Origin of the sequence: Amycolatopsis umgeniensis (assembly GCF_014205155.1) — a bacterium.
Lineage (GTDB): Bacteria > Actinomycetota > Actinomycetes > Mycobacteriales > Pseudonocardiaceae > Amycolatopsis > Amycolatopsis umgeniensis.
In genome coordinates this window covers 4,477,174-4,500,884 of sequence record NZ_JACHMX010000001.1, presented here as the reverse complement: position 1 = coordinate 4,500,884, position 23,711 = coordinate 4,477,174, and the positions used below count along the sequence as shown (strand labels likewise).

The window sequence follows — 23,711 nt, the reverse complement described above, 5'->3', positions numbered from 1 at the left end:
TCAGCGCGATCGATCGCGCTCCGCGCGATTAAACAGCAGCAGCGTGCTTGTCGATCAGCTGGCCGAGGCGGGGAAGGGCCTCCTCGACGTTCTTCTTGCCGTTCGGGCGCAGCTTGCCGTAGACCTTCTTGATGCTGTCGCGGCTGCTCTTGTCGGCGCGCGCGTCGGTGACCGACAGGAGCGCGTCGGCGGCCTCGTCACCGCGGCCGACCAGGTAGGCACCGAAGTCGTTGCCACCCTTGGCCTTGTAGTCGCCGTAGAACGGCTCGAGGGCACCGGTGAAGTCGTCGAGCAGGGCGTCGACGGCGGAGGGGATGATGCCCGGCTTGATCTTCTTGACGGCCGCGAAGCCGGTCTTCACGACGGCACCGGAAACGCCGCCCTTGTCCGAAACCTCAGCGTCGACGAGACCTTCGAAGTCGCTCACGACCGCCGGGCGACGGGTGGAGTCGAGCAAGATTTCCTTGAGGGTGTCAGCCACGAAACCTGTCCTTTTGTCTTATGGGGAGAAATGATCTTTTGTGCCGCCGAGCCACACCGCAAGGCGGCCTCCGCCGGATCTGGCGTTGCGCTGGTCCCGCGAACCGTCGCGCGTGCGGCACAGGGTAGTACAAGATCAACTTCACTCTGACGTGTGGATACCACTACCTAGAGCTTCAGCTCACCGATAGCCTCCTTCGCCACCGTACGTGCCTTCACGCTCTGCTTCTGGTTGGTGGTCACGACTACCGCGTTCCCACCCTTCGCGACGGCGTAGACGGCGCCCTCGCCGGACGGCTGGTAGCCGCCTTTCCAGCCCGCCGGTTCGTCGGCGGGGTTGGACGTGTCGATGGGCGCCGCCTGGTCGACGAGTGCCTTGGCGACGGCGGGCTCTCCGACGTACACGCGCACGGTGAGCTGCAGCTTCCCGCTCAGCGCGTAGAAGAAACAGGTCGGATGCGGCTGGTCCGCCGACGTCTTGACCTTGGAGACCTTCTGCCCGTTGGCATCCGAGATCATGTCCGCGCCGAGGTACGGGCACGGGCCCTTCCCGGTGGGTTCCGGCGAAGGCGGGATCTGGGGCGCCGGGGTGGTCGACGGCGCGGTCGGGTTCGCCGCGGGCGGCGGCTGTTCCGTCGGCCCGCAGGCCGCCAGGAGCGGCACGACGAGCGGCAAGATCAGAAGACGTCGCATGATGGTCCAGTGAAGCAGATCGGATCACCGCGTCGCCGCAACCGTCCGCCCTCTTCATGCGACGATGGCGATGCGTAGCGGTCTTCAGGAGGCATCAGTGCTCACCAAGGAGCAGTACCTGGGTGCGGTGGCGGAACGTATCCAGCGCAGCGGTGGCAGGCTGAACACGGTCCAGATCGGCCCGAGCACGGCCGTCGTCGGGCTGTTCACCGAATCCGTGATGCTGTCGACGATGAACTACTGCGTGGTCGCCGCGGCGATCCCGGAGGTGACCGCCCCCGCGTTGTACGACTTCACCGGGCTGGCGACGCAGCACGCGCGCGCGAACGTGATGGGCACCGTCGGCTGGACGGCGGCGTCGGTGGTCATCGCCGGTCTGATCGGTGACCGGGTGTACCCGGACGCCGCGCAGGCCGCGTCGGCGAAATCCGGCAACCAGTTCGGCGGCGAGACGCGCATGGTGGCCGTGGACGTTTCCGCGGCGCAGATGTACGCGTTCGTCGGCGGGAAGCTGTGGGGCGCCGCGGTGCAGGGTTCGGTCAACGCGAAGCTGACGTTCTGTTTCCCGCAGCCCGCCGAGGTCTACCAGCAGGTGCAGTGGCAGCAGGCGCAAGGACACCAGCAACCGCCGGTGCCGCCGCCCGGCTGGCAGCCACAGCAGCCGCCGCCTCCCCAGTATCCGGTCGGGCCGCCGCCCGCGCAGGGTCCGCCGCCGGGTCAGCATCCCCCGCACTATCCGCCGCCCGCGCCCGGGTATCCGCAGCACGGCCAGCGGCCGCCGGGGTACTGACCGGTGGGCGATCCGTTGCGCGGCTGGCCGTCGTTCCCCGAGGAGCTGCCGGAGTTCGACCCGGGGGTCACTCCGGGCACCCCGCGCGAGCTGTTCCTGGAATGGCTCTACGAAGCCGGTGAGCACGTCCTGGCGCCGCACGCCGTCACTCTGTCCACAGTGGACGCCGATGGGGTGCCGGACGCGCGGGTCGTGATCCTCAAGGCCGTCGAAGGGGACATCTGGGCGGTCGCGACGAGTTCCGAAAGCCCGAAAGGTGTTCAACTGGCGAAGAATCCGCACGCCGCGCTGACGTTCTTCTGGCCGGGACGAGGCCGTCAGATCCGGCTGCGCGGCCCTGTCACGCTCGCCGATCCCGAGGTCTCCGAGGCCGATTTCACCGCGCGACCGCCCGCGTCGCGCGTGGAAGCGTTCATCGGCAGGCAGTCCCAGGTGCTCGAGGATCCGGCCGATCTCGACGCCGCGGCCGAGGAAGCTCGCCGGCGGGTCGAAGAGAATCCGGGTGTGGCACCGGAAACCTGGACGCGCTATCTGGTGACGCCGTCCGAAGTGGAGTTCTGGCAGGCGAGCCACGACAGGCGGCACAAACGTCTGCGGTACCGGTTCGAAACCGACATCTGGGTCAAAGAACGCCTCTGGCCGTAAACGGCAATTGGGAACGACGATCGTCGGGTTGTCGTGGATGTTTCACTTCGGCGACGGTGAACGGCACCTTGTCCCCTGCACTTCGGAGGCGAAATGTCCACACGCCGTCGCATCGGGGGCGCCTTGGCCGCCACAGGGCTCGCCCTGCTGGCCGTCACGACGCCCGTCGCGAGCGCCCAGACCGGCGACCCGGCGAGAGGGCTGTATTCGGTGGAGGGAGCGGCCACCGCCGACAAACGCACCGCCGTCGCCCGCACCGGTGTCGACGTCGCGGGCTCGCGCGGTGACGCGCTGACCGTCGTCGCCACCCCCGGGCAGGCCGCGAGCCTGCGCGCGGAGGGGTTCAGCCTGAAGCAGCTCGGGGACTTCGACAGCATGCTCAAACAGCGCAGCGGCCGGGCGGGTACGTCGGCGGTCGCCGGTGACTTCCCGCCGGGCGACGAGGCGTACCACACCTACGCCGAAACGACCGCTGAGCTGCAGAAGGCCGCGAAGGACCACAGCGACATCGCGACACTGTCCAGCGTCGGCAAGTCCTACGAAGGCCGTGAGCTGAACCTGCTGAAGATCAGCGACAACGCGGGCACGGACGAGAACGAGCCCGAGGTCCTGTTCACCTGCAACCAGCACGCTCGCGAACATCTCACCACCGAGATGTGCCTGCGGATCGTGCAGCGCTTCACCAGCGGGTACGCGACCGATCCCGCCATCAAGAAGCTGGTCGACGAGCACGAGATCTACGTGATCCCGAACGTCAACCCGGACGGCTCCGAGTACGACATCACCGGCGGCGAGTACCAGGGCTGGCGCAAGACGCGCAAACCCGTTCCGGGCAGCAGCGCCGTCGGCACCGACCCGAACCGCAACTGGGACTACAAGTGGAACTGCTGCGGCGGGTCGAGCAACAGCCCGTCCGCCGAGGACTACCACGGTCCGTCGGCGTTCTCCGAGTCCGAGACCAAGGCCGTCGCGGACTTCATGAACTCCCGGGTGGTCGGTGGCGCGCAGCAGATCAAGACGCACATCGACTTCCACACCTTCTCGGAACTGGTGCTCTGGCCGTACGGCTACACGAAGGACGAGACCGACACCGGCCTCAACGAAGAGGAAGCGAAGCGCTTCGCCGACGTCGGCAAAGCGATGGCCGCCACCAACGGTTACACGCCGGAGCAGTCCAGCGATCTGTACGTCACCGACGGCGACATCAACGACTGGGCATGGGGCAAGCACAAGATCCTCAGCTACACCTTCGAGATGTACCCGAAGGACGGCGGGATCGACGGCTTCTACCCGCCCGCTTCGGTGATCCCGGAGCAGACGGCTCGCAACGACAAGGCCGTCGACATCCTGATCAACGAGGCGAAAGCCTGATCAGTTTCTGAGATCGGCCACGCGCGACGCCCGGCTCTTCGGCGAATCCAAGCTGAAGCTCCGGGCGTCGCCCAGCCGGTCACGGACGAATTCCTGGGTCTCCGCGACAGTCTCGCGCAGCGCGGCGTCCTCGTCTCCGAACACCTTGTAGACGATCTTGTTCGACTCGGTGTCGAATTCCCACAAGCCGGCGAAACGGCCGCGGTCGACGATCAGGTGACTCGGCGGATCCGCCTGTCCGCCCAGCGTCTCCCCCGCGCGGCCACCGGGTACCGGCCGTTCGACGTCGGCGTCGTCGAGCAGCCGGAGCAGCTCGCGGTGCAAGAGGTGGATGCCGTCGATCCCGGCGAGCAGCGCGTACGACGGTTCCGACGGCACGGTGAATCCGCCGAACTCGTCCGCGAGTTCCTTGGGCATCAGCAGATCGGTGCCGTCGAGCGGTACGAGCTCGAGCGGTGCCACGGCCTTCTTGGCGTTCGCCGCGGTGAAGCCGGAGAACCAGCGGAAATGCTTGAGCGACGCCGGGGCCGCCCACGAGAAATACCGCCTGGCCAGCTCGGTCTGCGCGGTGTCCATATCGGACAGTCCGCCACGCGGGGACGGCGTCCAGCGGACGTAGCCGTAGCGCTGCTGGTCCAGCCGCCCGTTGACCGGGACCCGGCGGATGTCGCCGCGCACCTGGAGCAGGCCGAGCGCGAGCGGCAACGTCGTGGTGGTGCCGCGTTTGCGGCCCGCTTCCCCGAGGTTGCGCACCGCGGCCCCGGCGGCGTCCTTGATCGCGGCCGGGTCGAGCGGTTCGGCCGACGCTTCGAGCAGATCTGCGACGGCGACGCACAGCTGCTCGATCTCGGCCTGTGTGACGCCGAGGTACTTCTCGGCGGCCGCGAGTTCACCCGCCGGAGCCCCTGCGCCGACGGTCAGGCCGAGTTCGAAATCCGCCGAAGGCAGGACGTAGGTGCAGCCGCGGGCCGAGGGCAGTTCGTGGATGGCGAGCCGGGCGACGTCGGCGTCGACCGTCTCGCGATCGAGGCGGGCTCGCGCGAACAGCCCGAGATAGGGCGCCGAACCGCCGACAGAGCGCATCCAGCCGGTCCGCTCCAGTACGTCGGCCGCCGCCCTCCCGTGCAGCGATCCGTCGAGACCTTGCCGATGTGCCCACCACGCGCGCAGCTTGTCGGTCGCCATGACTCCCACGGTATGGGCACCCCATGGCTTCGCGCAGCCTGGCAGGATCGACAGGTGCGCAAGAGGTTCTCGGAAGGGTCCCCGATCGCGTCGACGGTGGTCACCGGCGACGACTTCGGCGAGCTCGAGCACACCTTCCAGGCGTTTCTCGCGCCGGACACGGTCAAGCTGCACACCCCCGCGCCCACCGGATCCTTCGACATTTCCCAGCTCAGCGGGCTCCGCATCCCCGGGATCGACCCCGGTGGTCTCTCGGTCTACGAGCTGACGCTGGACTCCGATGTCGTCCTTCAGGGTGAAGAGACCCCGGACGCGTACACCGTGGTCGTCACGCTCAGCGGCCGGAGCCAGATCACGATCGACGACGAGGTCGTACCGGCGCGCTACGTCGTCACCGGCCCGGAGACACGGTTCCAGAGCAGGTACGACCATCCCGACATCCTGCTGCTCCGCATGGGCAGCCAACTGGTGGCGGACACGATGCGCGAACGGCTCGGCGAGGCGCCGACATCGACCTTGCGCTTCGACCCGGCGATCGTCGCGACGTCGGGTATGGACCAGTGGCTCACCCTGCTCCACACCTTCAGCGAAACCGCCGCGTCCGGGCTGTTCGACCGGTCGCCGTTGGCCGCCTCCCATTTCGAGAAGCTGCTGCTGCACGGACTGCTCGACACACAGCCGCATTCGCTGTCCGGCGAACTCGCCGAAGAACGGCCGCGGCCGAAGTCGACGGCGGTCCGCCGCGCGATGACCTACTGCGAGGAGCACGCCGCCGAACCGGTGTCGATCGGCGAACTGGCGATGGCCGCGCGGATCAGCGTGCGCGCGCTGCAGCTGGCGTTCCGGACCGAACTCGGGCTGACACCGCTGGAGTACCTGCGCCGGATCCGGCTGGACCACGTACACCAGGATCTGCTCGCGATCGCGCAAGGGCGCGCCGAAGGCACCGTCACCGATGTCGCGCTGCGGTGGGGCTTCACGCATCTCGGCCGGTTTTCCGGTCTTTACCGCGACACCTACGGCAAACTCCCTTCGGAAACGGCACGCCTCACTGCCTGAAGGAGCCTGATGCTGGTCGAACTGGCCATCGGCGACGCGTACGGCGGCTCGTTCGAGCACGCGTATCCGAGCTTCGTCGCCGAGCACAACACGCTGGCAGGCTATGTCCGCCATCCGGGCTACCTCGCCGTCCCGGCGGGCCGCTACACCGACGACACGCAGATGACGATCGCGATCGCCGAAGTGCTCGTCTCGGGTCGACGCTGGACACCGCTGCTGCTCGCCGAGCAATTCGTCCGCGCGTATCACCGTGATCCGCACGAGGGTTACGCGCCGCGGTTCCACCAGCTGTTGAGCGAGGTCCAGGACGGCGAAGAGCTGCTTCGGCGGCTCCAGCCGCAGAGCGACAAGAGCGGGGCGGCGATGCGCGCCGGGCCGATCGGGGTCCTGCCGACCGTCGACGACGTCCTCTACCACGCGAAACTGCAGGCCAGGATCACGCACGACACCCCGGCCGGGATCGCCGCGGCCCAGGCGGCGGCGCTCGCCGTCCACTACTGCCACCATCGGCTCGGTCCGGTGGCCGAGGTCGCGCGCTGGATCGACGGGATCCTTCCCGAGGACGTCGGGCACGGCGGCTGGGCGCTGCCGTGGTCGGGCAAGATCGGGCCGCAGGGCTGGATGAGCGTCCGCGCCGCGCTGACCGTGCTCACCGGCGGAGGCGGACTCGCGCGGATGCTCCACACCTGTGTCGCGTTCACCGGTGACGTCGACACCGCCGCGACCATCGCGCTGGCCGCCGCGTCCCGTTCGCTCGAGGTCGCGCAGGATCTGCCGCCGGTGTTGTGGCGCGACCTGGAGAACGGCGAGTTCGGCCGTGACTACCTCGCGAAGCTCGACGAACGACTGCTGCACATCTGACGTAGGCGAGCTCCACTCGAAGCGGACGTGCCCGCGGGCCGGTTTCGGCAGACTGGGCCGGTGAAGTGGCTGATCAGGACCGGAGCGGTGGCCGGATGGCTCGCGGTGAGTGCGTCGCTCATCGTCGGCACGGCGAACCTCGAGCCCGAACACGGGGAACGCCCGATCGACGCGGTGGGGTTCGCCGTCGTCGCGCTCGCTTGTGTCGCACTCGCCGGTGTCCGGCGGTGGCCGACGGCGACAGCGGGGGCGGAAGCGTTTGCGCTCCTGCTCTACCTCGGGTTCGGCTATCCCGACGGTCCGGTGCTCTTCGCCGGTCTCGTGCCGTTGTTCGCGCTCGGAACCCTGCGGCCGCGAAGGCTCGCGTACACAGTCGCGGGCGGCATGGCGGTGATGGTCGTCGGCGCGAACCTGGCCACCGGAGGGGCAGGCGTCATCGATCTGGTCTTCGTCGGCTGGGCGGGCGTCGCGGTCTTCGCGGCCGATGCGCTTCGAGGACGTCGCGAGCGGACGGCGGCGGCGGAGCAGGCCGAACGCGATCGCGTTCTCGGCGAGCGGCTCCGGATCGCGCGGGACCTGCACGACAGCGTCGGGCACGCGATGGCCGTCATCAATGTCCAGTCGGGCATGGCCCGGCACGTGCTCGACGAGCATCCCGAAGTGGCGAAGGAAGCGCTCGAAGTCGTCCGCACGGTCAGCGGCACGATCCTGGACGAGCTGAACGCCATGGTGCGGCTGCTGCGTGATTCCGCGCCGCTGCGGCCGTCACCGACTCTGACGGATCTTCCCGCGCTGGTCGCTTCGACGAACCAAGCGGGCCTGGTCGTCACGCTGGACCTCGACGCTCCGGAGATCGCGCAGCCGATCGGCAACGCGGTGTACCGGATCGTCCAGGAGTCGCTCACGAACGCCGCGAGACACGGGGCGTCCAGTGCCGGCGTGACGGTGAAGGCGGGCGAGGACGGTTTGAGGCTCGACGTGATCAACGAGGTCCGCACAGCAGGCCCGGACATCCCCGGTGCCGGGATCATGGGTATGGGTGAACGGGCCCAGGCGACCGGCGGCACGCTGACCGCGCGCCGTGAGGACGGGAGGTTCCGGGTGAGCGCGCGATGGCCGTGATCAGGGTGGTGCTCGCCGACGACCAGGTGCTCGTCCGGTCCGGGTTCGCGGCGTTGCTGCGGGTGGAAGCCGGGATCACCGTGGTGGGTGAGGCGGACGACGGCGACGCGGCGGTGGCCGTGGTCGCGGAGACAGTGCCGGACGTGGTGCTGATGGACGTCCGGATGCCCGGTCTCGACGGTATCGAGGCGACCCGCCGGATCGTGGCCGACGAGCGGCTGTCCGGTGTCCGCGTCCTCATGCTGACCACCTTCGACCTGGACGAATACGTTTTCGACGCCTTGCGCGCGGGCGCCAGCGGGTTCCTGCTCAAACACACCAAACCCGGCGATCTCCTCGAAGCCGTCCGGGTGGTCGCCGCGGGCGACGCGCTCCTCTCGCCGAGCGTGACACGGCGGCTGATCGCGGAATTCACCTCGCGACCGTCGCATCCGATGCCCCGGGCGGACGGTTCGGCGTTCACCGGACGGGAGCACGAGGTCGTCCAGAGGGTCGCGCGGGGGATGTCGAACGAAGAGATCGCGCGGGAGTTCGTGATCAGTGCCGCGACGGTCCGGACGCACGTCAGCCGCGCGATGGCCAAGGTGCACGCCCGCGATCGCGCGCAACTGGTGGTCTTCGCCTATCAGAGCGGAATGGTGCGCGCCTGACGTAGCCGCCGATCTCCACGGTGGCACGACGACGCGACCCCGGCCCGCGAACGACGCTTTCCCCATGAAATTCACTGCGAAAGCGGTCTTGCTGGCCGCGGCTCTTTCCCTGCTGGGCACCACGACGGCGGTCGCGACGGAACGACCGGCCCGCTGCTCCGAGCAGCGGTTTTCGGTACGGGTGAACGGCGAACGGCAGACGATCGCGGGCGAGCTCTGCGTCCGCGGCGGGTTCACCGCCCGCACCCCGCTGCAGGTGCTGCTGCACGGCGGCACCTACGACCGCGCGTACTGGGACTGGCCGTTCCAGTCACGGCGATACTCCTATGTGGACAGTGCGACGCGGGCGGGCTACGCGACGCTGAACCTCGACAGGCTCGGTTACGGCCGCAGCAGCCGCCCGGATCCGGAGACACTCGACTTCGCCACCGGCGGGGAGGCCGTCCATCAGGTCGTCCGGCAGCTGCGGCCGCGGTTCCGCACGATCGTCCTCAACGGACATTCGATGGGCGGGCTCGTCGCGGAACGGGCCGCCGAACGGGGCGGGGTCGACGCCGTGATCGTCAGCGGCATCCCGCGCGACCGGCCCGGCGCTCGGGCCGAAGCCGCTTCGCCGTTCCATCCCGCCGAACTGGACCCGAAGTTCGCCGGGAAGCCGTGGGCCCGTGGCTACTTCACGACGCGTCCAGGGGTCCGCGCGCAGACGTTCCACCATCCGGGCACTTACGACCCGGCGATCATTCCCGTCGAAGAGGCCTTGAAGGACACGTTGGCTTCGGCCGAACTCCGCTCCGTGGGACCAGGCGCCGCGAAGCGAGCGGCACCGAAGGTCCCGACGGCCTACGTTCTCGGCGAGCACGACACCCTGGTCTGCGGGGGCGGCGACTGCGGTGCCGACAAGATCGTCCGCGGCAGCGGCCACTCGATCAACACCAGCCTCGCCGCGCGGAGCTTCTACCGGTGGACCTTCGACTGGCTCGCCTCGAAAGTTAGGGTTACCTAACCTAGACTGATCACATGAAGTCCTTGACGCCGGTTCGCGAGGCCGCCGACCATTTCGGGCTGGCGATCTCGACCCTGCACTACTGGGAGCGCCGCGGCCTGATCACCGCCTTCCGCCGGTCTGGCCAGCGGTTCTACGACGACGATCAGCTGTATCGCGTCGCGCTGATCAAGCATTGGCGCCAGATCGGCGGACTCGGCCTGAGCAGGATCACCGAGCTGCTCGCCGAGCAGCACCGCTGGCGGGAGGTGGTGGCGGGTCAGCTCGCCGAGATCGAACAGGAGCGTGCGCGGCTCGACACCGCGCACGACTACCTGGTCGAACTCCTCACCTGCCGTCGTGAGGGGAGCCTTGAGGACTGTCCCTGGTTCCGCGACCGGGTCGATCTGCCCGCCGCGAGCTGACGCCCGGCATCGTGGCCGCCGCGACCACCGCGGCGGCCGCGAGGCAGGCGGCGGAAGCGAGGAACGCGGCGGTGTAGCCGTGCACCAGCGCCTCCCCCTTCGACAGGCCGGTCTGCCAGGTCGCGGTCACCGCGGCCGCGAGCGCGGTCAACGCGGCGAGGCCGATCGCGCCGCTGGTCTGCCGCACCGTGTTCAGCAAGCCGGCGGCGAGGCCGTTCTGCCGTTCCGGCACCCCGCTGGTGGCGGCCACGGTGATCGGGGTGAAGGCCGCGGCCGTCCCGAAACCGAAGACCATCCCGGGCAGCAGCACGGAAACGACGTAGGACGAGTGCGCACCGGTCAGCGCGGCGACTCCGGTGAAGCCCGCCGCGCCGATCGCGCAGTACAACGCCGCCGCGCGCCGGGGCCCCAGCCGCATCGACATCCCGCCCGCCGTCTGCGCGCCGGCGAACATCGCCACTCCCACCGGCAGGTAGGCCAGCCCCGCCTGCAGCGGCGAGTAACCGTGGACGTCCTGCAGGTACAACGAAAGCAGGATCGGGCTGGCGAGGAAACCCAGCCCCAGCAGGAAGATCACCACGTTCCCGCTGAGCACCGAACGCAGCCGGAAGATCCCGAGCGCGACCAGAGGTTCGTCCGCCCACCGATGCTGGTGCACCAGGAACACACCGAGCAGGACGAGCCCGCCGACCAGCGGAAGCACCCAGTCGTCGGCCGAAAACCGCATCACCGCGTAGACCACGGCGACGAGACCCGCCGTCGACAGCATCGCGCCGAGCACGTCCAGCCTGCCTCGGGGGCGGCTTCGATCCCGCAGCGGCAGCACCGCTCCGGCGGCGAGAACGGCCGCCACCCCGATCGGGACGCTGACGAAGAACACCCAGCGCCAGCCCGCCCACTGGGTCAGCAACCCGCCGATCACCGGACCCGCCGCGGCACCGGCCGCGCCCACCGCGCTCCAGGTGCCCAGCACTCGCGCGCGACGGGCGGGTTCGGTGAACGTCGTGGTCAGCAGGGACAACGTCACCGGCATCAGCAGCGCGCCGCCGAATCCCTGCACCGTCCGGGCGGCCAGCAGCGTTTCCGGCGAACCGGCCAGCCCGGCGGCGAGCCGCGCGACGGTGAACAGGCTCATCCCGAGCACGAACATCCGCCGCACCCCGAACTCGTCGCACAACCGCCCGCCCAGCAACAGGAATCCGGCGAAGGCGAGCGTGTACGCGTTCACCACCCAGGTCAGCGCGCCGGACGAGAACCCGAGACCGAACCGGACAGCGGGCAAGGCGACGGAAACGATCGTCGCGTCGAGAATGACGACGAACGATCCGGCGCAGGCCAGCGCGAGCACGGCGCCTTCACCGGGTCGACGCGTCATGCCGGCTCCCACCGGTCCATCGGCACGGCGTACAACGATTCCACTGTGGACAGCCAGCGCAGGCGTGCGAGCGCCTCTTTGTCCGACTCGGTCGCCGGGAGTTCCGCCTGGGCCAGCAGCAGATCGATCAGTTCCGTGGTCATCGCACCTCCTGGCGCTGGAAGGCTTCGCCGACACGCAGGACGGTCGCCTCGTCGAAGAGGTCGCCCGCCAGTTGCAAGGACAGCGGCAGACCGTCGGCGGTTTCGCCCATCGGCACCGCGAGGACCGGGTTGCCGACGCCGTTCCAGTACGGCGTGTTGATCTTGCCGAAAACGTCGGCGTTCTGCTGACCGGCCTCGTCGGCCACCACCGTCAGAAGCGGAGCGCCGATCGAAGCGACGGGACTCGCGATCACGTCGACGTCCTCGAGCAGCCGGGTCAGTTCCCGTCGTGCGACCTGGCGAACCCGTTGCGCCTGAACGTAATCGGCACCGGATATCAACGACCCGGCCGCGAAGATCGCCCGCGTCGAGACGCCGTAGTCGTGCCAGCGCGTGATCAGCTCTGACCGGTGCTGGGCCAGCGCTTCGCAGCTCGCGGTGACCAGTACCGCTGTCGTCAGCTCACTCCAGTGCGGCAACGCGACCTCGACGAGCTCGGCGCCCAGACCCTCCAGGGCGGACAGTGCTTCATCGAAAACGCCTGCCAGCGCGGGGTCGGCGCCTTCGGGAAAGTGGTGCTCCCGGACGACCCCGATCCGCAGGCCGGTCAGATCGCCGGTGAATTCCGGTGCCACGAAAGGCACTTCGGCGATGACCTCCAGCAGCGCCGCGCAGTCGCGCACGGTGCGGGCGAGCGGGCCGACCCTGTCGAGGCTGGAGGCGAGCGGCACACAACCCGCCCCCGAAACCCGGCCGTGAGTCGGCATCAGCCCGGTGACACCGCAGAACGCCGCGGGCATCCGGATACTGCCCGCGGTATCCGAACCGAGCCCGGCGAAGAACATCCCGGCGGCGACCCCGCTCGCCGTCCCCGAACTGGAGCCGCCCGCCCACCGTTCGGTGTCGCGGGGATTCCGCGGAATCGGGAAGGGCTTGGTACCGTCCGGCACCCCGCAGCCGAACTCCATCGTCGACGTCTTCCCGACGATGACCCCACCCGCCGCCTTGAGCCGCCGCGTCACCGCGGCGTCGACACCCGTGCCCCAGTCGAGCACGACACTCTGCGCGGTCGTCGGCCCTTCCGCGACGGCGATGAGATCCTTGACCCCCAACGGAATCCCCTGCACCGGCCCGCGATCGACCCCGGCCGCGAAGTCCCGATCCGCCCGCCGCGCCGACGCCAGCGCGTGATCCGGGAACCGAGCGAGATACACCCCGAATTCGTCAGCGACGGCGAGCGCGCGCTCCGTCAACTCGACGCTGGTCACCTCTCCGCGACGCAATGCCTGCCCTGCTTCGAGCAGGGAGCCTTCGAGTCCCACCACAACCCCCTCCAGTCCGGCGGCGCTGATCTCGCGCCGCCGGAACCAGGGTGCAAACTGAAGCGCGGTTGAGCGCAAGCCCGCGCTACCAGGAAGGGTTGTACCGCAGGCCTTGCTCGTAGTACTGGTCGTCGGTTTCCGCCGGTTCGGGCTGTTCCTCGGGCCCGGCCGGTTCGGCCGAACGGTCTTTGAGCACCACGTTCTCGGTACTCGCAGGCGTCCGGGGCGGCACCGGTGCAACCGGCTCGCCGGTCTGCTGGAACGAAGGAGTGAACCCGAGCCGCCAGCGAAGCCTGTCCGTGAGGTAACCGGCGTTGCCGAGCGGCGCCATCAGTTCCGCACTGCGTTTCGCGGATCCTTGCTGCGCCTCCTGGTAGGTCCGCATGACGGCGTCCGCGATCTCGGCGGGCGACATCCGCGACGCGGCTTCGCTCACTCTGAGCCGGGTCATCACACCGTCGGTGTTGACCGAGACGGAGACGGCGCCGTCCGGTGAGGACGCGTCCACCGACAGGGTGGCCAGCGCCTCGACCATCGCTTCCCGGTCGTTGGCGGGCTTCTTGGGCGCCGGTTTGTCAGCCACGATCCTCCATCAGGCCTCCGGCAGCGGAGACAGCTCCATCGGCGGCTGCTGGACCTTGCCGTCGTTCGAGATGTCGACGTTCCGGTCCCGGACCCGCTTTTCCGTTCCCTTGTCGGTGTTCTCCGTTTCGAAGTTGCCGGGGTCGAAGGTCTCGCCAGGGCTGACGTCCGGCGGCTCGGGGATGATCGGCAGGTTGTTGATCTCGACGTTGATCTTCGAAATCAGCGACTCCGACGCGCGGAACATGCTTTCCCTGAGGTTGACCACGCCGTCGTAAAAGCTGTTGTAGATGCTCTCGGGACTGTCCCCGACGATGTCGGCCTGCACGGTGGCCGCGGTGGCGAGCCCTGCACCGGCCGCGGCGCCCGCGACCTGGACCCCGTTCGCGGTGGTGAAGAACGCCGCCGCGGTCAAACCACCGGCCGGCGGGACGGCCGCCACGAGCAAGGCCGTGACAGCGGCGGCGAAGGTCGCTGCCAGCGCCTTCGACAACGCGGATTCGTCTTGCCGTTCCTTGTCGTCCCGGTACTTTTCCGCGGCGGTCAGGTACGAGGCGGCCAGATTGCTCAGGTCACCCCGGGCGGTCGCGATGGCGTCCCGCGCCGCCACGATGTCGGCTTCCAGCACGGTGAGTTTGGTACCGACCCGGGCGTAGGTGTTCACCAAGCCCTGGATGTAACTCTTGGCGGCCTCGGCCCCTTCGCCGCGCCACTTGAGGAGCAGAACCAGAGACCGGTCAAGCGGCGCTTTCGTGTCCTGGAAAGCATTCCAAAGACGTTCATAGGCCTCGATCATGGTCTGCAGGCCGTTCTCGCCGACCAGCTCCGCGGCGGAGAACTCGAGGAAGAGGTCTTGGACCTGTTCTTTCCGCCCACCGCTCCAATCGACGTCGCCGCCGAAGAACTGCATGAAAAGGAGATCCGTCGCGGCGAGGGCTTTTTCGGCACCCGCGGTGAGGTCGTCGGAGATCCCCTCCAGGAGTTTGGCGTTCTCGTCACTTTTCCCGGAGGTGGTCTCCGCGTCCAGTGCGTTGAAGTATCCGTCCATCCCCGCGCTACCCCTGTTCCCCGTAAGCCGCGCGGTTCATCCGCTGCTTGTTGTCCTCGTCGACGGATTCGTACAGTTCGGCGACCCGTTGCAGCGCCTGGCTGGCGTCCTGCGTGCTGCGGTGCAGCTGCGCGAGCATCTTCTCGACGGCCGCGCGGTGTTCCTCGTAGGCGGCCGAAACCCCGCGCATGCCCAAGTTCTTCCCGAACGCGGTGTTCGGCGCGAAAATGCCGGGGAGCATGCCGCCCGTGAGCGGATCGGGAACCGGCACGTCCTGGCCTCCCACCCCGGTGTGCGTGGCACCGACGATGTCGGCGGCTTTCCCCAGTTCCCTGCTCGACGCCCTGAGATCGTCGAGGTCGGTTTCGAAACCGATCATGTTTCCACCTCGCTGTCCGGAATTCCACCCCCATGTAAGCAGCGTTGACTTGGCTGAGAGCACGACTTCAGGATCCGCGTGCGGTGACGAACATCACGAACGAAAAAGAGTCCTGTCCGCGTATTCGCGAACAGGACTCTCTTGTGAACTTGTGGAGCTGAGGGGAATCGAACCCCTGACCCCCGCCTTGCAAAGGCGGTGCTCTACCAATTGAGCTACAGCCCCGGGTCGCAGGCGATCAGGATAGCCGCCTGCGGAAACCTCAGTTGTTGCGGGACGCGTCCGCGGCCTTGGCCGGGGCGCTTCCGTTCGTGGAAACGGCGCCGAGCGGACGCTCGGTCGGCGCGGTGGCCTCACGCCAGAGGTCGGCCTCGGCCTTGGCGGCCTTGTTGCGCTTGATCACGAACAGCACGCCGCCCGCGATGACCGCGAGTGCCAACAGCTTCTTCATCAGAAGCCCCCTCTTTCCGCCGAGTTGCTCCGCTTACCCACCGATGCTACTGCACGACGATCCCCGGACGCCTGGCGCCCACGTTCCACGTGGAACCACGTCATGACGAAAGCCCTGCCGGGAAGAGAAGTCCGGCAGGGCTGTCACAAGGCCGGCGCGCCGTGTTCCCTCCTGCGCTGGGTGAGCCCGGAACACCGCACACCGACCACTGGATACAACGCCGACACGCCCGGTACTCTTCCTTTTCGGCGGTGACCTTGCGCACGTGCTTCTCCGAGTTCCACGCCAGCTACAAGACCGAATATCGGCTTGGTTTCGACAACTCGCCTGATCATGCCGATGAGCGCGAAGGCCTTTCGACCGGGCGCTCCCCTGTTCGGGTGCGTCTCGGCGGCGGAGGAGACCCCTTAGGCATGACCGGATTCTTCTCGGCGTGCGCCGTCACCATCCTGCCCTCGGCCAGCTGGCTGATCGTTCGCATCCTCACGCTTCGGCATCTCGCCCGCGCACTCGACATCAGTCCCCGGCATGCGCGGGTTCTGGCCGAGGCGATCAGAACAGCTCTGCCTTCGACTGCCTCGCACAGCAAAAAAGCCGATCCGCGATGATCGCGAACCGGCTTTCGGATGGTGGGCCCACCAGGACTTGAACCTGGGACCTCTTCGTTATCAGCGAAGCGCTCTAACCGCCTGAGCTATGGGCCCGAACGAGGAGAAGATTACAGGACGCCTTTCGGCGTCCTGCAACCGGGTTCACTCTCGTTCGGAAAGGGTCACTTCGAGGCCTCCGGCCAGGTCGGCGGAGACGTTGTAGATGAACGCGCTGACGGTGGCGAGGGCCGAGATCAGCACGATGTTGATGGCGCCGAGGATGGCCGCGATCCCGAAGACGCGGCCGGCGCTGATCAACGGGTCGGCCGGCGCGTCGGCCCCTTCTCCGCCGACGAGCGACGAATAGGTCCCGTTGAGTTTGTCCCAGACGCCCATGCCGTCGAGGACGGTGTACAGGACGCCGACGGCGACGAGCCACACGAAGAACAGCGCGACGCCGAGGACGAGGGACAGTTTCAGCACCGACCAGGGGTCGAAGCGTTTGATCTGCAGGCTGGCGCGACGCGGTCCGCGGCCGGGGCGGCGGAGCGCGGTGGGCGCGGCACGCGTGCGGGAGGCGGACGGGATGGCGGAGGGGGCGGGTTGGTCGCCCTCTCCGCTGTCGCCGAAGAGCCTCTTCGCGGCGGTGCCGCTCACCCCGTGATAGTCGGTCACGGCTGTCGCGTCCTGCTTCGGTTCCGAGTGGGCCACGTCTTCGGTGGCCACCGAAGACACCGAGACCGTCTGCTCACTGGCGCCGTCGGCCTCCCCGGCGCCGCTGTCGCGCTGCCAAGGCGGGCTCGACGAACCCGCCTGCGCGCCGCCTGCTTCGGGCTTCTCGGATGGTGTCACGAGGTGTCAGTCCTTACCCAGTACGTGGGGCGTCGCCTACTGCTCCGACGCCGGGGTTTCTTCTCCTTCAGAACTATCTGCAGTGGCGACGTCTGAGGGCTCGTCCGCGTTGCGTGCGACCGCGAGAAGAGTGGTTCCTTCGTCGAGATTCATCAGCCGCACCCCCTTCGTCTGCCTGCCTGCCTTGCGCACCTGCCCGGCCGAAGTCCGGATCACCCCGCCGCTGGAGGTGATCGCGTAGAGCTCGTCTTCGGCGTCGACGATGACCGCACCCACCAGCCTGCCACGTTTCTGGTCGTACTGAATGGTGAGCACACCCTTGCCACCGCGGCCCTGGACCGGGTAGTCGTCTGTCGGGGTGCGCTTCGCGTAGCCACCGCCGGTGGCGACCAGGAGGAACCTGTCCGGCTGGACGACGTTGATGCCGAGCAGTTCGTCGCCGTCGTTGAACCGCATGCCCAGCACACCGGACGTCGCGCGGCCCATCGGGCGCAGTGCTTCGTCGGTGGCGTGGAAGCGGATGGACTGGCCTTCCGCGGACACCAACAGCAGGTCGTCTTCCGCGGCCGCGAGCACGGCCCCGACCAGTTCGTCGCCCTCGCGGAGGTTGACCGCGATGAGGCCGCCGGCGCGGTTGGAGTCGAAGTCGGTGAGCTTGGTCTTCTTCACCAGGCCGCGGCGGGTCGCGAGCACCAGGTACGGCGAGACCTCGTAGTTCGGGATCTCGATGACCTGGGCGATCTTCTCGTCCGGCTGGAACGCGAGCAGGTTCGCGACGTGCTGGCCGCGCGCGTTGCGGTTGGCCTCGGGCAGGTCGTAGGCCTTGGCGCGGTAGACGCGGCCCTTGTTCGTGAAGAACAGGATCCAGTCGTGCGTCGAGCAGACGAAGAAGTGCTGGACGATGTCGTCCTGTTTGAGGGTCGCGCCCTGGACGCCCTTGCCGCCGCGTTTCTGCGATCGGTAGAGGTCGGTTTTCGTTCGCTTGGCGTAACCCGTGCGGGTGATCGTGACGACGACGTCCTCGACGGCGATGAGGTCCTCGACCGAAACCTCGCCGTCGAACGGGATGATCTTGGTGCGCCGGTCGTCGCCGTATTTGTCGACGATCTCCTGCAGTTCCTCGGCGATGATCGTGCGCTGCCGCTCGGGCTTCTCGAGGATGTCCTTGAGGTCGGCGATCTCGAGTTCGATCTCGGCCAGGGTGTCGACGATCCGCTGCCGCTCCAGTGCCGCGAGGCGGCGGAGCTGCATGTCCAGGATCGCTGTCGCCTGGATTTCGTCGACGTCGAGCAGGCTCATCAGGGCGGGCCTGGCCTCTTCGGCCGAGGGCGAGCGCCGGATCAGGGCGATGACCTCGTCGAGCATGTCCAGCGCCTTGACCAGACCGCGCAGGATGTGGGCGCGCTCTTCGGCCTTGCGCAGCCGGAAGCGGGTCCGGCGGACGATGACCTCGATCTGGTGCTTCACGTAGTGCCGGATCATCTGGTCCAGGCGCAGCGTGCGGGGCACGCCGTCGACGAGGGCCAGCATGTTGACACCGAAGTTCTGCTGCAGCTGGGTGTGCTTGAACAGGTTGTTCAGCACGACCTTCGCGACCGCGTCACGTTTGATCGTGACGACGATCCGCATCCCGCTGCGGCTGTTGGACTCGTCGGCGATGTCGGAGATGCCGGTGAGCTTGCCGTCGCGGACCAGGTTCGCGATGTTCTCGACCAGGTTGTCCGGGTTGACCTGGAACGGCAGCTCGGAAACGACCAGGATCGTGCGGCCCTTGGCGTCCTCTTCGACCTCGACGACCGCGCGCATGCGCACGGAACCGCGGCCGGTGCGGTACGCGTCCTCGATGCCGGAGGTGCCGAGGATCATCGCCTTGGTCGGGAAGTCCGGTCCCTTGACACGGACCAGCAGCGCGGCGAGCAGTTCGTCGTCGGTCGCCTCGAAGTTCTCCAGCGCCCACTTGACGCCCTCGGCGACCTCGCGCAGGTTGTGCGGCGGGATGTTGGTCGCCATCCCGACCGCGATCCCGGAACCACCGTTGACCAGCAGGTTCGGGAACCGCGCCGGCAGGACGTCGGGTTCCTGGGTGCGGCCGTCGTAGTTGTCGGAGAAGTCGACGGTGTCTTCTTCGATGTCCTGCAGCATGTGCATCGCGAGATGCGCGAGCCTGGACTCGGTGTATCGCATGGCGGCCGCGGGGTCGTTGCCCGGCGAGCCGAAGTTGCCCTGCCCGTCGATCAGCGGGTACCGCAGCGACCACGGCTGGGCGAGCCGCACCAGCGCGTCGTAGATCGCGGAGTCACCGTGCGGGTGGTAGTTGCCCATCACGTCGCCGACGACGCGGGAGCACTTGTTGTACCCGCGCTCGGGGCGGAAGCCGGAGTCGAACATCGAGTACAGCACCCGGCGGTGCACCGGCTTGAGGCCGTCCCGCACGTCCGGCAGCGCCCGCGACACGATGACGCTCATCGCGTAGTCGATGTAGGAGCGCTGCATCTCCTGCTGGATGTCGACCGGTTCGATCCGGTCGTGGTCCGGAGCCGGCGGCAAGGTTTCCGTCATGAGGTCCTTCTCGTGAGAGCAGTCCTAAGGGGACAAAGAGCGGGGACGTACTAGACGTCCAAGAAGCGCACGTCCTTGGCGTTACGCGTGATGAAGGAGCGGCGCGCTTCGACGTCCTCGCCCATGAGGACGGAGAAGAGATCGTCGGCCTGTGCGGCGTCGTCCAAGGTGACCTGGCCGAGCAGGCGGTTCGCCGGGTCCATCGTGGTCTCCCACAGCTCTTCGGCGTTCATCTCGCCGAGACCCTTGTAGCGCTGGATCGCGTCGTCCTTCGGCAGCTTCCGGCCGCTCTCGACACCCGCCTTGATGACGGCGTCGCGTTCCCGGTCCGAGTAGGCGTACTCCGGCTCCTGCCGCGGCCACTTGATCTTGTACAGCGGCGGCCGCGAGAGGAACACGTGCCCGTGCTCGATCAGCGGGGTCATGAAGCGGAACAGCAGGGTGAGCAGCAGCGTGGTGATGTGCTGGCCGTCGACGTCGGCGTCGGCCATCAGCACGATCTTGTGGTAGCGCAGCTTCTCGAGGTCGAACTCGTCGTGGATGCCGGTGCCGAGCGCGGTGATCAGCGACTGGACCTCGGTGTTCTTGAGGACCCGGTCGATACGGGCCTTCTCGACGTTGATGATCTTGCCCCGGATCGGCAGGATCGCCTGGTACATCGAGTCTCGGCCTTCCTTGGCCGAACCACCGGCCGAGTCACCCTCGACGATGTAGAGCTCGCATTCCGACGGGTTGGTCGACCGGCAGTCCTTGAGCTTGCCGGGCAGCCCGCCGATCTCCAGCGCGCCCTTGCGGCGGACCAGGTCGCGTGCCTTGCGGGCGGCCATCCGCGCCTGCGACGAGGAGATCGACTTGTTGATGACCGTCTTCGCCTCGGTGGGATTGCGCTCGAACCAGTCGGCCAGCCACTCGTTCGACGTCTGCTGCACGAACGTCTTCGCCTCGCTGTTGCCCAGCTTGGTCTTGGTCTGGCCCTCGAACTGCGGCTCGGACAGCTTGATCGAGACGATCGCGGCGAGACCCTCGCGCACGTCGTCACCGGTCAGGTTGGCGTCCTTCTCCTTGAGCAGCTTCTTCTCGCGCGCGTACGCGTTGACGACGCGGGTGAGCGCGGCGCGGAAGCCCTCTTCGTGCGTGCCGCCCTCGTGCGTGTTGATCGTGTTGGCGAAGGTGTACACCGACGGTGTGAAGCCGTTGTTCCACTGCATGGCGACCTCGACCTCGAGGCCGGTGCCCTTGGCCTCGAAGGAGATCACGCTGGCGTGGATCGGGTCCTTGCTGCCGTTGATGTGCTTGACGAAGTCTTCGAGCCCGCCGGGGTAGCAGTAGGTCTTTTCCTTGACCCGTGCCGCCTGGCCGGAAGCGTCCTCTTCGGTCTCTTCGTCGGCGACGCGCTCGTCGCGCAGCGAGAGGGTCAGGCCCTTGTTGAGGAAGGCCATCTCCTGAAGACGCCGGGAGATCGTCTCGAAGTTGTACGTCGTGGTCTCGAAGATGTCGCCGTCGGCCCAGAAGGTGATGACGGTGCCGGTGTCCTCGGCCGGGCCGAGGTCCTCCAGCTCGCCGGGGATCTGGTCGGTGTACTCCTGGCGCCAGCTGTGCCCGCCGCGTTTGATCTCGGCGATCAGCTTGGTCGAGAGCGCGTTCACCACGGAGACGCCGACGCCGTGCAGACCACCGGAGACCGCGTACGAGTCGCTGTCGAACTTGCCGCCCGCGTGGAGCACGGTGAGCACGACCTCGAGGGTCGGCTTCTTCTCCTTGGGGTGCATGTCGACCGGGATACCGCGGCCGTCGTCGACGACCCGCACCCCGCCGTCGGCCAGCAGGGTAACCTCGACCTTGGTGGCGTAACCGGCCATCGCCTCGTCGACGGAGTTGTCCACCACCTCTTGGACGAGGTGGTGGAGGCCGCGTTCTCCGGTGGAACCGATGTACATACCGGGACGCTTGCGGACTGCTTCGAGGCCTTCGAGCACCGTGATCGACGACGCGTTGTACTCGCTCTTGTTCTCGGTCACAGGCGTTGATTCTCCTCGTCTACCCCGAGCGGAAGCTCGCTCGTCTCCAGTGTACTTGGCCGCGTCCGCTGACATGCGGCAAGGACACCCCTGATTTGCTCACAGGCGCGCTAATTCGTTCGAAGAAGAGTCTTGACGTTCGCGAAGCACTCTGGGCGCCTTCTCGGGGCGCTGGTGGCACAGTTGCCACGAAGCGCAACTCGGATCAGCCGTACGTGTCACGCGGACCACGTCCTGGGACGTGCCGCGGCCCCTTCCGCCAACTCGGGGCCGTCGGCCCTTGAATCCGCATCCTCTTCACGACACCGTGGCCGACACCGGCCGCGATCTTCGTCAACAGCTGCCCCTGGAGCAGGCGCAACTGCGTCGCCCACGCCGTCGAACTGGCGCGCACGGTCAGCTCGCCGTCCTTCAGGGCCACCGGCTGGGCGTGCTCGGCGACCTCGTCACCCACGAGCCGGGCCCAGTGGCCGAAGACCTGACCGTTGGCCAGCCGCGTGTTCCAGCCGCGGTCGACCGCGATCCGGGAGGCGAGCCTGCCGAGCGGCTGCGGGTCACGGGTGTCGGCACCCGGCCCTGACCAGCGACGACGTCGCGGGCTCTGACCGTTCGAACCGGCTCCCCCTCCGGTGATACGGCCGCGGCGCACGCCCGGTTCAACTCCGCGCGCCTTCGCTTTGGCCTTGGCGGCCTCCAGCGCGGCATGCGCGAGGTCACGACCAGTAGTCGCTTCCTTGCTTTCAGTACCGGTTGCGCCGTTCGATACCGGAGCCCGTTCACTCTGCGTGTCGAACAAGGCTCCCTCACTCGGGTTACCGCCCGAGCGGGGGGTGTCAAGCCGCTTTTCAGGCCCCTTGGTCACGCGGGGCGATAACGCGTTCACGGTGTTATCCACACTGTCCACAGGTTTGTCCCCAGATCGGTGGGCAACTGCTGTGGCGCCGATCACCCGGGGTGTCCGCCGCACGGATCACCCTCGGTTGATCTCACCATCTGCCACGAGGAATCGGTGCCCGGCCAGTTCGGCGGGTACGTCCTCGTCCACGGCGGCGGTCACCAGCACCTGCTCGGCGCCTGCCGCCACCTCCGCCAGCCGGGCCCGGCGACGCCGGTCCAGCTCGGCGAACACATCATCCAGCAGAAGCACCGGTTCCCCGGCCTCGCCACGCAGGAGCTCGTAGCTTCCCAGACGCAGTGCGAGGGCGAACGACCAGGACTCCCCATGGCTCGCGTAGCCCTTCGCCGGCGCTTCGCCGAGGATGAGGTCGAGCTCGTCCCGGTGCGGGCCGACCATGCTCACCCCGCGCTCCAGCTCCAGGTTCCGGGACCGCTTCAGCGCCTCTACCAGCACATCCTTGAGAACCGCTTGGTCCGCGCGAGGGCCGTCCGAGACGCCGTAGCCCTCCGGCATCGCTTCGCCCAAGCTCGATTTGTACGCGATCTTCGCCGGTCTCGAGTCGGGCGCGACCCCCATGTACGCGGCGGCCGCGTAAGGCGCGAGGTCCGCGATGAGGTTGAGCCGGGCGGCCAGCAACGCGGCGCCCGCCACCGCCAGATGGTCGTCCCAGACATCGAGCGTCGACAACGCGTACGGGTCTTCGCGCCCCGTACGCCGCTTGCCCGCCGTCTTGAGCAGGGCGTTCCGCTGCTTCAGGACCTTCTCGTAGTCGGCACGGACCCCGGCGTACCGGGGCGCGCGCAGCACGAGGAGCTCGTCCATGAAGCGACGGCGCTCGCCGGGATCCCCGCGTACGAGTGCCAGGTCCTCCGGGGAGAACAGCACCGTACGCAGGATCCCGAGCACGTCACGGGGCTTGCCGACCGCGCCGCGGTTGATCCGCGCGCGGTTCGCCTTGCCGGGGGTGATCTCCAGCTCGACCGTCAGTTCGCGGTCTTCGTTGACCACCGCGACCCTGATCAGCGCGCGTTCACAGCCGTGCCGCACCAACGGCGCGTCTGTCGCGACGCGATGCGAACCCAGTGTCGCGATGTAGCCGATCGCCTCCAGGAGGTTCGTCTTGCCGCGGCCGTTTTGTCCGACGAGGACGGTCGGGCCGGGTTCGAGCGCGAGATCGGCTTGTGGCCAGGACCGGAAGTCGGTGACCTGGAGATGTCTGAGGTACAACGCT

At 68.0% G+C, this 23,711-nt stretch carries 25 protein-coding genes and 2 tRNA genes; 10 read left to right on the top strand and 17 right to left on the bottom strand.

Features of this window, described 5'->3' with window-relative positions; translation table 11 throughout:
• Positions 1 to 28 precede the first annotated feature (28 nt).
• Together HDA45_RS21060 and HDA45_RS21055 are read right to left on the bottom strand one after the other, a co-directional pair.
• On the bottom strand, positions 29 to 481 hold the full coding sequence (locus HDA45_RS21060) for a DUF6918 family protein (RefSeq protein ID WP_101611601.1): 453 nt from the start codon (positions 479 to 481) through the stop codon (positions 29 to 31).
• Between the two features lie 167 nt (positions 482 to 648).
• Positions 649 to 1,173, bottom strand: coding sequence for a DUF2020 domain-containing protein (locus tag HDA45_RS21055; RefSeq protein WP_184897900.1), 525 nt, complete (start codon positions 1,171 to 1,173; stop codon positions 649 to 651).
• A 97-nt stretch (positions 1,174 to 1,270) separates the two neighbouring features.
• Between HDA45_RS21055 and HDA45_RS21050 the strand changes: the two genes are divergently transcribed.
• From HDA45_RS21050 to HDA45_RS21040, 3 genes are all read left to right on the top strand, one after another.
• A complete protein-coding gene (locus HDA45_RS21050; protein ID WP_184897898.1) occupies positions 1,271 to 1,963 on the top strand; it encodes a hypothetical protein in 693 nt (230 codons plus the stop codon).
• A gap of 3 nt (positions 1,964 to 1,966) precedes the next feature.
• Entirely contained in the window at positions 1,967 to 2,608 is a 642-nt protein-coding gene (locus HDA45_RS21045) for a pyridoxal 5'-phosphate synthase (RefSeq protein WP_184897896.1), read from the top strand.
• A gap of 93 nt (positions 2,609 to 2,701) precedes the next feature.
• Positions 2,702 to 3,979: a M14 family metallopeptidase gene (locus HDA45_RS21040; RefSeq protein WP_184897894.1), complete on the top strand. Its 1,278-nt coding sequence runs from the start codon at positions 2,702 to 2,704 to the stop codon at positions 3,977 to 3,979.
• Here HDA45_RS21040 and HDA45_RS21035 read toward each other — a convergent pair whose 3' ends face one another.
• Complete coding sequence (locus HDA45_RS21035; RefSeq protein ID WP_184897892.1) at positions 3,980 to 5,164, bottom strand: DNA glycosylase AlkZ-like family protein; 1,185 nt, start codon at positions 5,162 to 5,164, stop codon at positions 3,980 to 3,982. It lies immediately after the preceding gene.
• Positions 5,165 to 5,218: 54 nt separating this feature from the next.
• Here HDA45_RS21035 and HDA45_RS21030 point away from each other — a divergent pair, with 54 nt between their 5' ends.
• The 6 genes from HDA45_RS21030 (at position 5,219) to HDA45_RS21005 (ending at position 10,263) form a co-directional block, all read left to right on the top strand.
• Positions 5,219 to 6,223, top strand: coding sequence for a helix-turn-helix domain-containing protein (locus tag HDA45_RS21030; RefSeq protein ID WP_184897890.1), 1,005 nt, complete (start codon positions 5,219 to 5,221; stop codon positions 6,221 to 6,223).
• Positions 6,224 to 6,232: 9 nt separating this feature from the next.
• Entirely contained in the window at positions 6,233 to 7,084 is an 852-nt protein-coding gene (locus HDA45_RS21025; protein WP_184897888.1) for an ADP-ribosylglycohydrolase family protein, read from the top strand.
• A 60-nt stretch (positions 7,085 to 7,144) separates the two neighbouring features.
• Positions 7,145 to 8,206: a histidine kinase gene (locus tag HDA45_RS21020; protein WP_184897886.1), complete on the top strand. Its 1,062-nt coding sequence runs from the start codon at positions 7,145 to 7,147 to the stop codon at positions 8,204 to 8,206.
• On the top strand, positions 8,197 to 8,856 hold the full coding sequence (locus tag HDA45_RS21015; RefSeq protein WP_184897884.1) for a response regulator: 660 nt from the start codon (positions 8,197 to 8,199) through the stop codon (positions 8,854 to 8,856). The genes HDA45_RS21020 and HDA45_RS21015 overlap by 10 nt, the downstream gene beginning before the upstream one ends.
• Positions 8,857 to 8,920: 64 nt before the next feature.
• A complete protein-coding gene (locus HDA45_RS21010) occupies positions 8,921 to 9,859 on the top strand; it encodes an alpha/beta hydrolase (RefSeq protein WP_184897882.1) in 939 nt (312 codons plus the stop codon).
• A 14-nt stretch (positions 9,860 to 9,873) separates the two neighbouring features.
• Positions 9,874 to 10,263, top strand: a complete 390-nt coding sequence (locus HDA45_RS21005) for a helix-turn-helix domain-containing protein (protein WP_184897880.1) — start codon at positions 9,874 to 9,876, stop codon at positions 10,261 to 10,263.
• Here HDA45_RS21005 and HDA45_RS21000 read toward each other — a convergent pair.
• The 8 genes from HDA45_RS21000 to HDA45_RS20965 form a co-directional block, all read right to left on the bottom strand.
• Positions 10,187 to 11,638, bottom strand: coding sequence for a DHA2 family efflux MFS transporter permease subunit (locus tag HDA45_RS21000; RefSeq protein ID WP_184897878.1), 1,452 nt, complete (start codon positions 11,636 to 11,638; stop codon positions 10,187 to 10,189). The genes HDA45_RS21005 and HDA45_RS21000 overlap by 77 nt on opposite strands.
• Complete coding sequence (locus tag HDA45_RS20995) at positions 11,635 to 11,781, bottom strand: hypothetical protein (RefSeq protein WP_184897876.1); 147 nt, start codon at positions 11,779 to 11,781, stop codon at positions 11,635 to 11,637. The genes HDA45_RS21000 and HDA45_RS20995 overlap by 4 nt, the downstream gene beginning before the upstream one ends.
• Positions 11,778 to 13,106, bottom strand: coding sequence for an amidase (locus HDA45_RS20990; protein WP_378316174.1), 1,329 nt, complete (start codon positions 13,104 to 13,106; stop codon positions 11,778 to 11,780). The genes HDA45_RS20995 and HDA45_RS20990 overlap by 4 nt, the downstream gene beginning before the upstream one ends.
• Positions 13,107 to 13,188: 82 nt before the next feature.
• Positions 13,189 to 13,686: a YbaB/EbfC family nucleoid-associated protein gene (locus HDA45_RS20985; RefSeq protein WP_343072120.1), complete on the bottom strand. Its 498-nt coding sequence runs from the start codon at positions 13,684 to 13,686 to the stop codon at positions 13,189 to 13,191.
• A 9-nt stretch (positions 13,687 to 13,695) separates the two neighbouring features.
• Positions 13,696 to 14,733, bottom strand: coding sequence for a hypothetical protein (locus tag HDA45_RS20980; protein ID WP_184897874.1), 1,038 nt, complete (start codon positions 14,731 to 14,733; stop codon positions 13,696 to 13,698).
• Between the two features lie 7 nt (positions 14,734 to 14,740).
• The gene (locus tag HDA45_RS20975; RefSeq protein ID WP_184897872.1) at positions 14,741 to 15,112 is read right to left on the bottom strand and encodes a hypothetical protein; all 372 of its coding nucleotides are present in this window, start codon (positions 15,110 to 15,112) and stop codon (positions 14,741 to 14,743) included.
• A gap of 152 nt (positions 15,113 to 15,264) precedes the next feature.
• Positions 15,265 to 15,337: transfer RNA gene (locus tag HDA45_RS20970), tRNA-Ala, on the bottom strand.
• A 37-nt stretch (positions 15,338 to 15,374) separates the two neighbouring features.
• A complete protein-coding gene (locus HDA45_RS20965) occupies positions 15,375 to 15,563 on the bottom strand; it encodes a DLW-39 family protein (protein WP_037308710.1) in 189 nt (62 codons plus the stop codon).
• A gap of 251 nt (positions 15,564 to 15,814) precedes the next feature.
• Between HDA45_RS20965 and HDA45_RS20960 the strand changes: the two genes are divergently transcribed.
• The gene (locus HDA45_RS20960; RefSeq protein ID WP_184897870.1) at positions 15,815 to 16,171 is read left to right on the top strand and encodes a hypothetical protein; all 357 of its coding nucleotides are present in this window, start codon (positions 15,815 to 15,817) and stop codon (positions 16,169 to 16,171) included.
• A gap of 19 nt (positions 16,172 to 16,190) precedes the next feature.
• On the opposite strand, the gene HDA45_RS20955 is transcribed toward HDA45_RS20960, so the two are convergent.
• The 6 genes from HDA45_RS20955 to recF all read right to left on the bottom strand — a co-directional run bounded on the left by HDA45_RS20955 (position 16,191) and on the right by recF (position 23,707).
• A tRNA-Ile gene (locus tag HDA45_RS20955) sits at positions 16,191 to 16,267 on the bottom strand.
• A 48-nt stretch (positions 16,268 to 16,315) separates the two neighbouring features.
• Positions 16,316 to 17,005 carry a DUF3566 domain-containing protein gene (locus tag HDA45_RS20950; protein ID WP_184897868.1) on the bottom strand — a complete coding sequence of 230 codons (690 nt, stop codon included), beginning with the start codon at positions 17,003 to 17,005 and terminating at the stop codon, positions 16,316 to 16,318.
• A gap of 36 nt (positions 17,006 to 17,041) precedes the next feature.
• Positions 17,042 to 19,564: a DNA gyrase subunit A gene (gene gyrA, locus HDA45_RS20945; protein ID WP_184897866.1), complete on the bottom strand. Its 2,523-nt coding sequence runs from the start codon at positions 19,562 to 19,564 to the stop codon at positions 17,042 to 17,044.
• 50 nt (positions 19,565 to 19,614) lie between these two features.
• Positions 19,615 to 21,582, bottom strand: a complete 1,968-nt coding sequence (gene gyrB / locus HDA45_RS20940) for a DNA topoisomerase (ATP-hydrolyzing) subunit B (RefSeq protein ID WP_184897864.1) — start codon at positions 21,580 to 21,582, stop codon at positions 19,615 to 19,617.
• Positions 21,583 to 21,787: 205 nt separating this feature from the next.
• Entirely contained in the window at positions 21,788 to 22,279 is a 492-nt protein-coding gene (locus HDA45_RS20935; RefSeq protein WP_184905863.1) for a DciA family protein, read from the bottom strand.
• A gap of 273 nt (positions 22,280 to 22,552) precedes the next feature.
• Entirely contained in the window at positions 22,553 to 23,707 is a 1,155-nt protein-coding gene (gene recF, locus HDA45_RS20930) for a DNA replication/repair protein RecF (RefSeq protein WP_184897862.1), read from the bottom strand.
• Positions 23,708 to 23,711: the final 4 nt, after the last annotated feature.

Excerpts from the sequence above, each read along its gene's own strand:
- HDA45_RS21055 (WP_184897900.1), bottom strand. The coding sequence starts at position 1,173 with ATGCGACGTCTTCTGATCTTGCCGCTCGTCGTGCCGCTCCTGGCGGCC.
- HDA45_RS21040 (WP_184897894.1), top strand. The coding sequence starts at position 2,702 with ATGTCCACACGCCGTCGCATCGGGGGCGCCTTGGCCGCCACAGGGCTC.
- HDA45_RS21035 (WP_184897892.1), bottom strand. The coding sequence starts at position 5,164 with ATGGCGACCGACAAGCTGCGCGCGTGGTGGGCACATCGGCAAGGTCTC.
- HDA45_RS21025 (WP_184897888.1), top strand. The coding sequence starts at position 6,233 with ATGCTGGTCGAACTGGCCATCGGCGACGCGTACGGCGGCTCGTTCGAG.
- HDA45_RS21015 (WP_184897884.1), top strand. The coding sequence starts at position 8,197 with ATGGCCGTGATCAGGGTGGTGCTCGCCGACGACCAGGTGCTCGTCCGG.
- HDA45_RS21010 (WP_184897882.1), top strand. The coding sequence starts at position 8,921 with ATGAAATTCACTGCGAAAGCGGTCTTGCTGGCCGCGGCTCTTTCCCTG.
- HDA45_RS21005 (WP_184897880.1), top strand. The coding sequence starts at position 9,874 with ATGAAGTCCTTGACGCCGGTTCGCGAGGCCGCCGACCATTTCGGGCTG.
- HDA45_RS21000 (WP_184897878.1), bottom strand. The coding sequence starts at position 11,638 with ATGACGCGTCGACCCGGTGAAGGCGCCGTGCTCGCGCTGGCCTGCGCC.
- HDA45_RS20995 (WP_184897876.1), bottom strand. The coding sequence starts at position 11,781 with ATGACCACGGAACTGATCGATCTGCTGCTGGCCCAGGCGGAACTCCCG.
- HDA45_RS20980 (WP_184897874.1), bottom strand. The coding sequence starts at position 14,733 with ATGGACGGATACTTCAACGCACTGGACGCGGAGACCACCTCCGGGAAA.
- HDA45_RS20975 (WP_184897872.1), bottom strand. The coding sequence starts at position 15,112 with ATGATCGGTTTCGAAACCGACCTCGACGATCTCAGGGCGTCGAGCAGG.
- HDA45_RS20965 (WP_037308710.1), bottom strand. The coding sequence starts at position 15,563 with ATGAAGAAGCTGTTGGCACTCGCGGTCATCGCGGGCGGCGTGCTGTTC.
- gyrA (WP_184897866.1), bottom strand. The coding sequence starts at position 19,564 with ATGACGGAAACCTTGCCGCCGGCTCCGGACCACGACCGGATCGAACCG.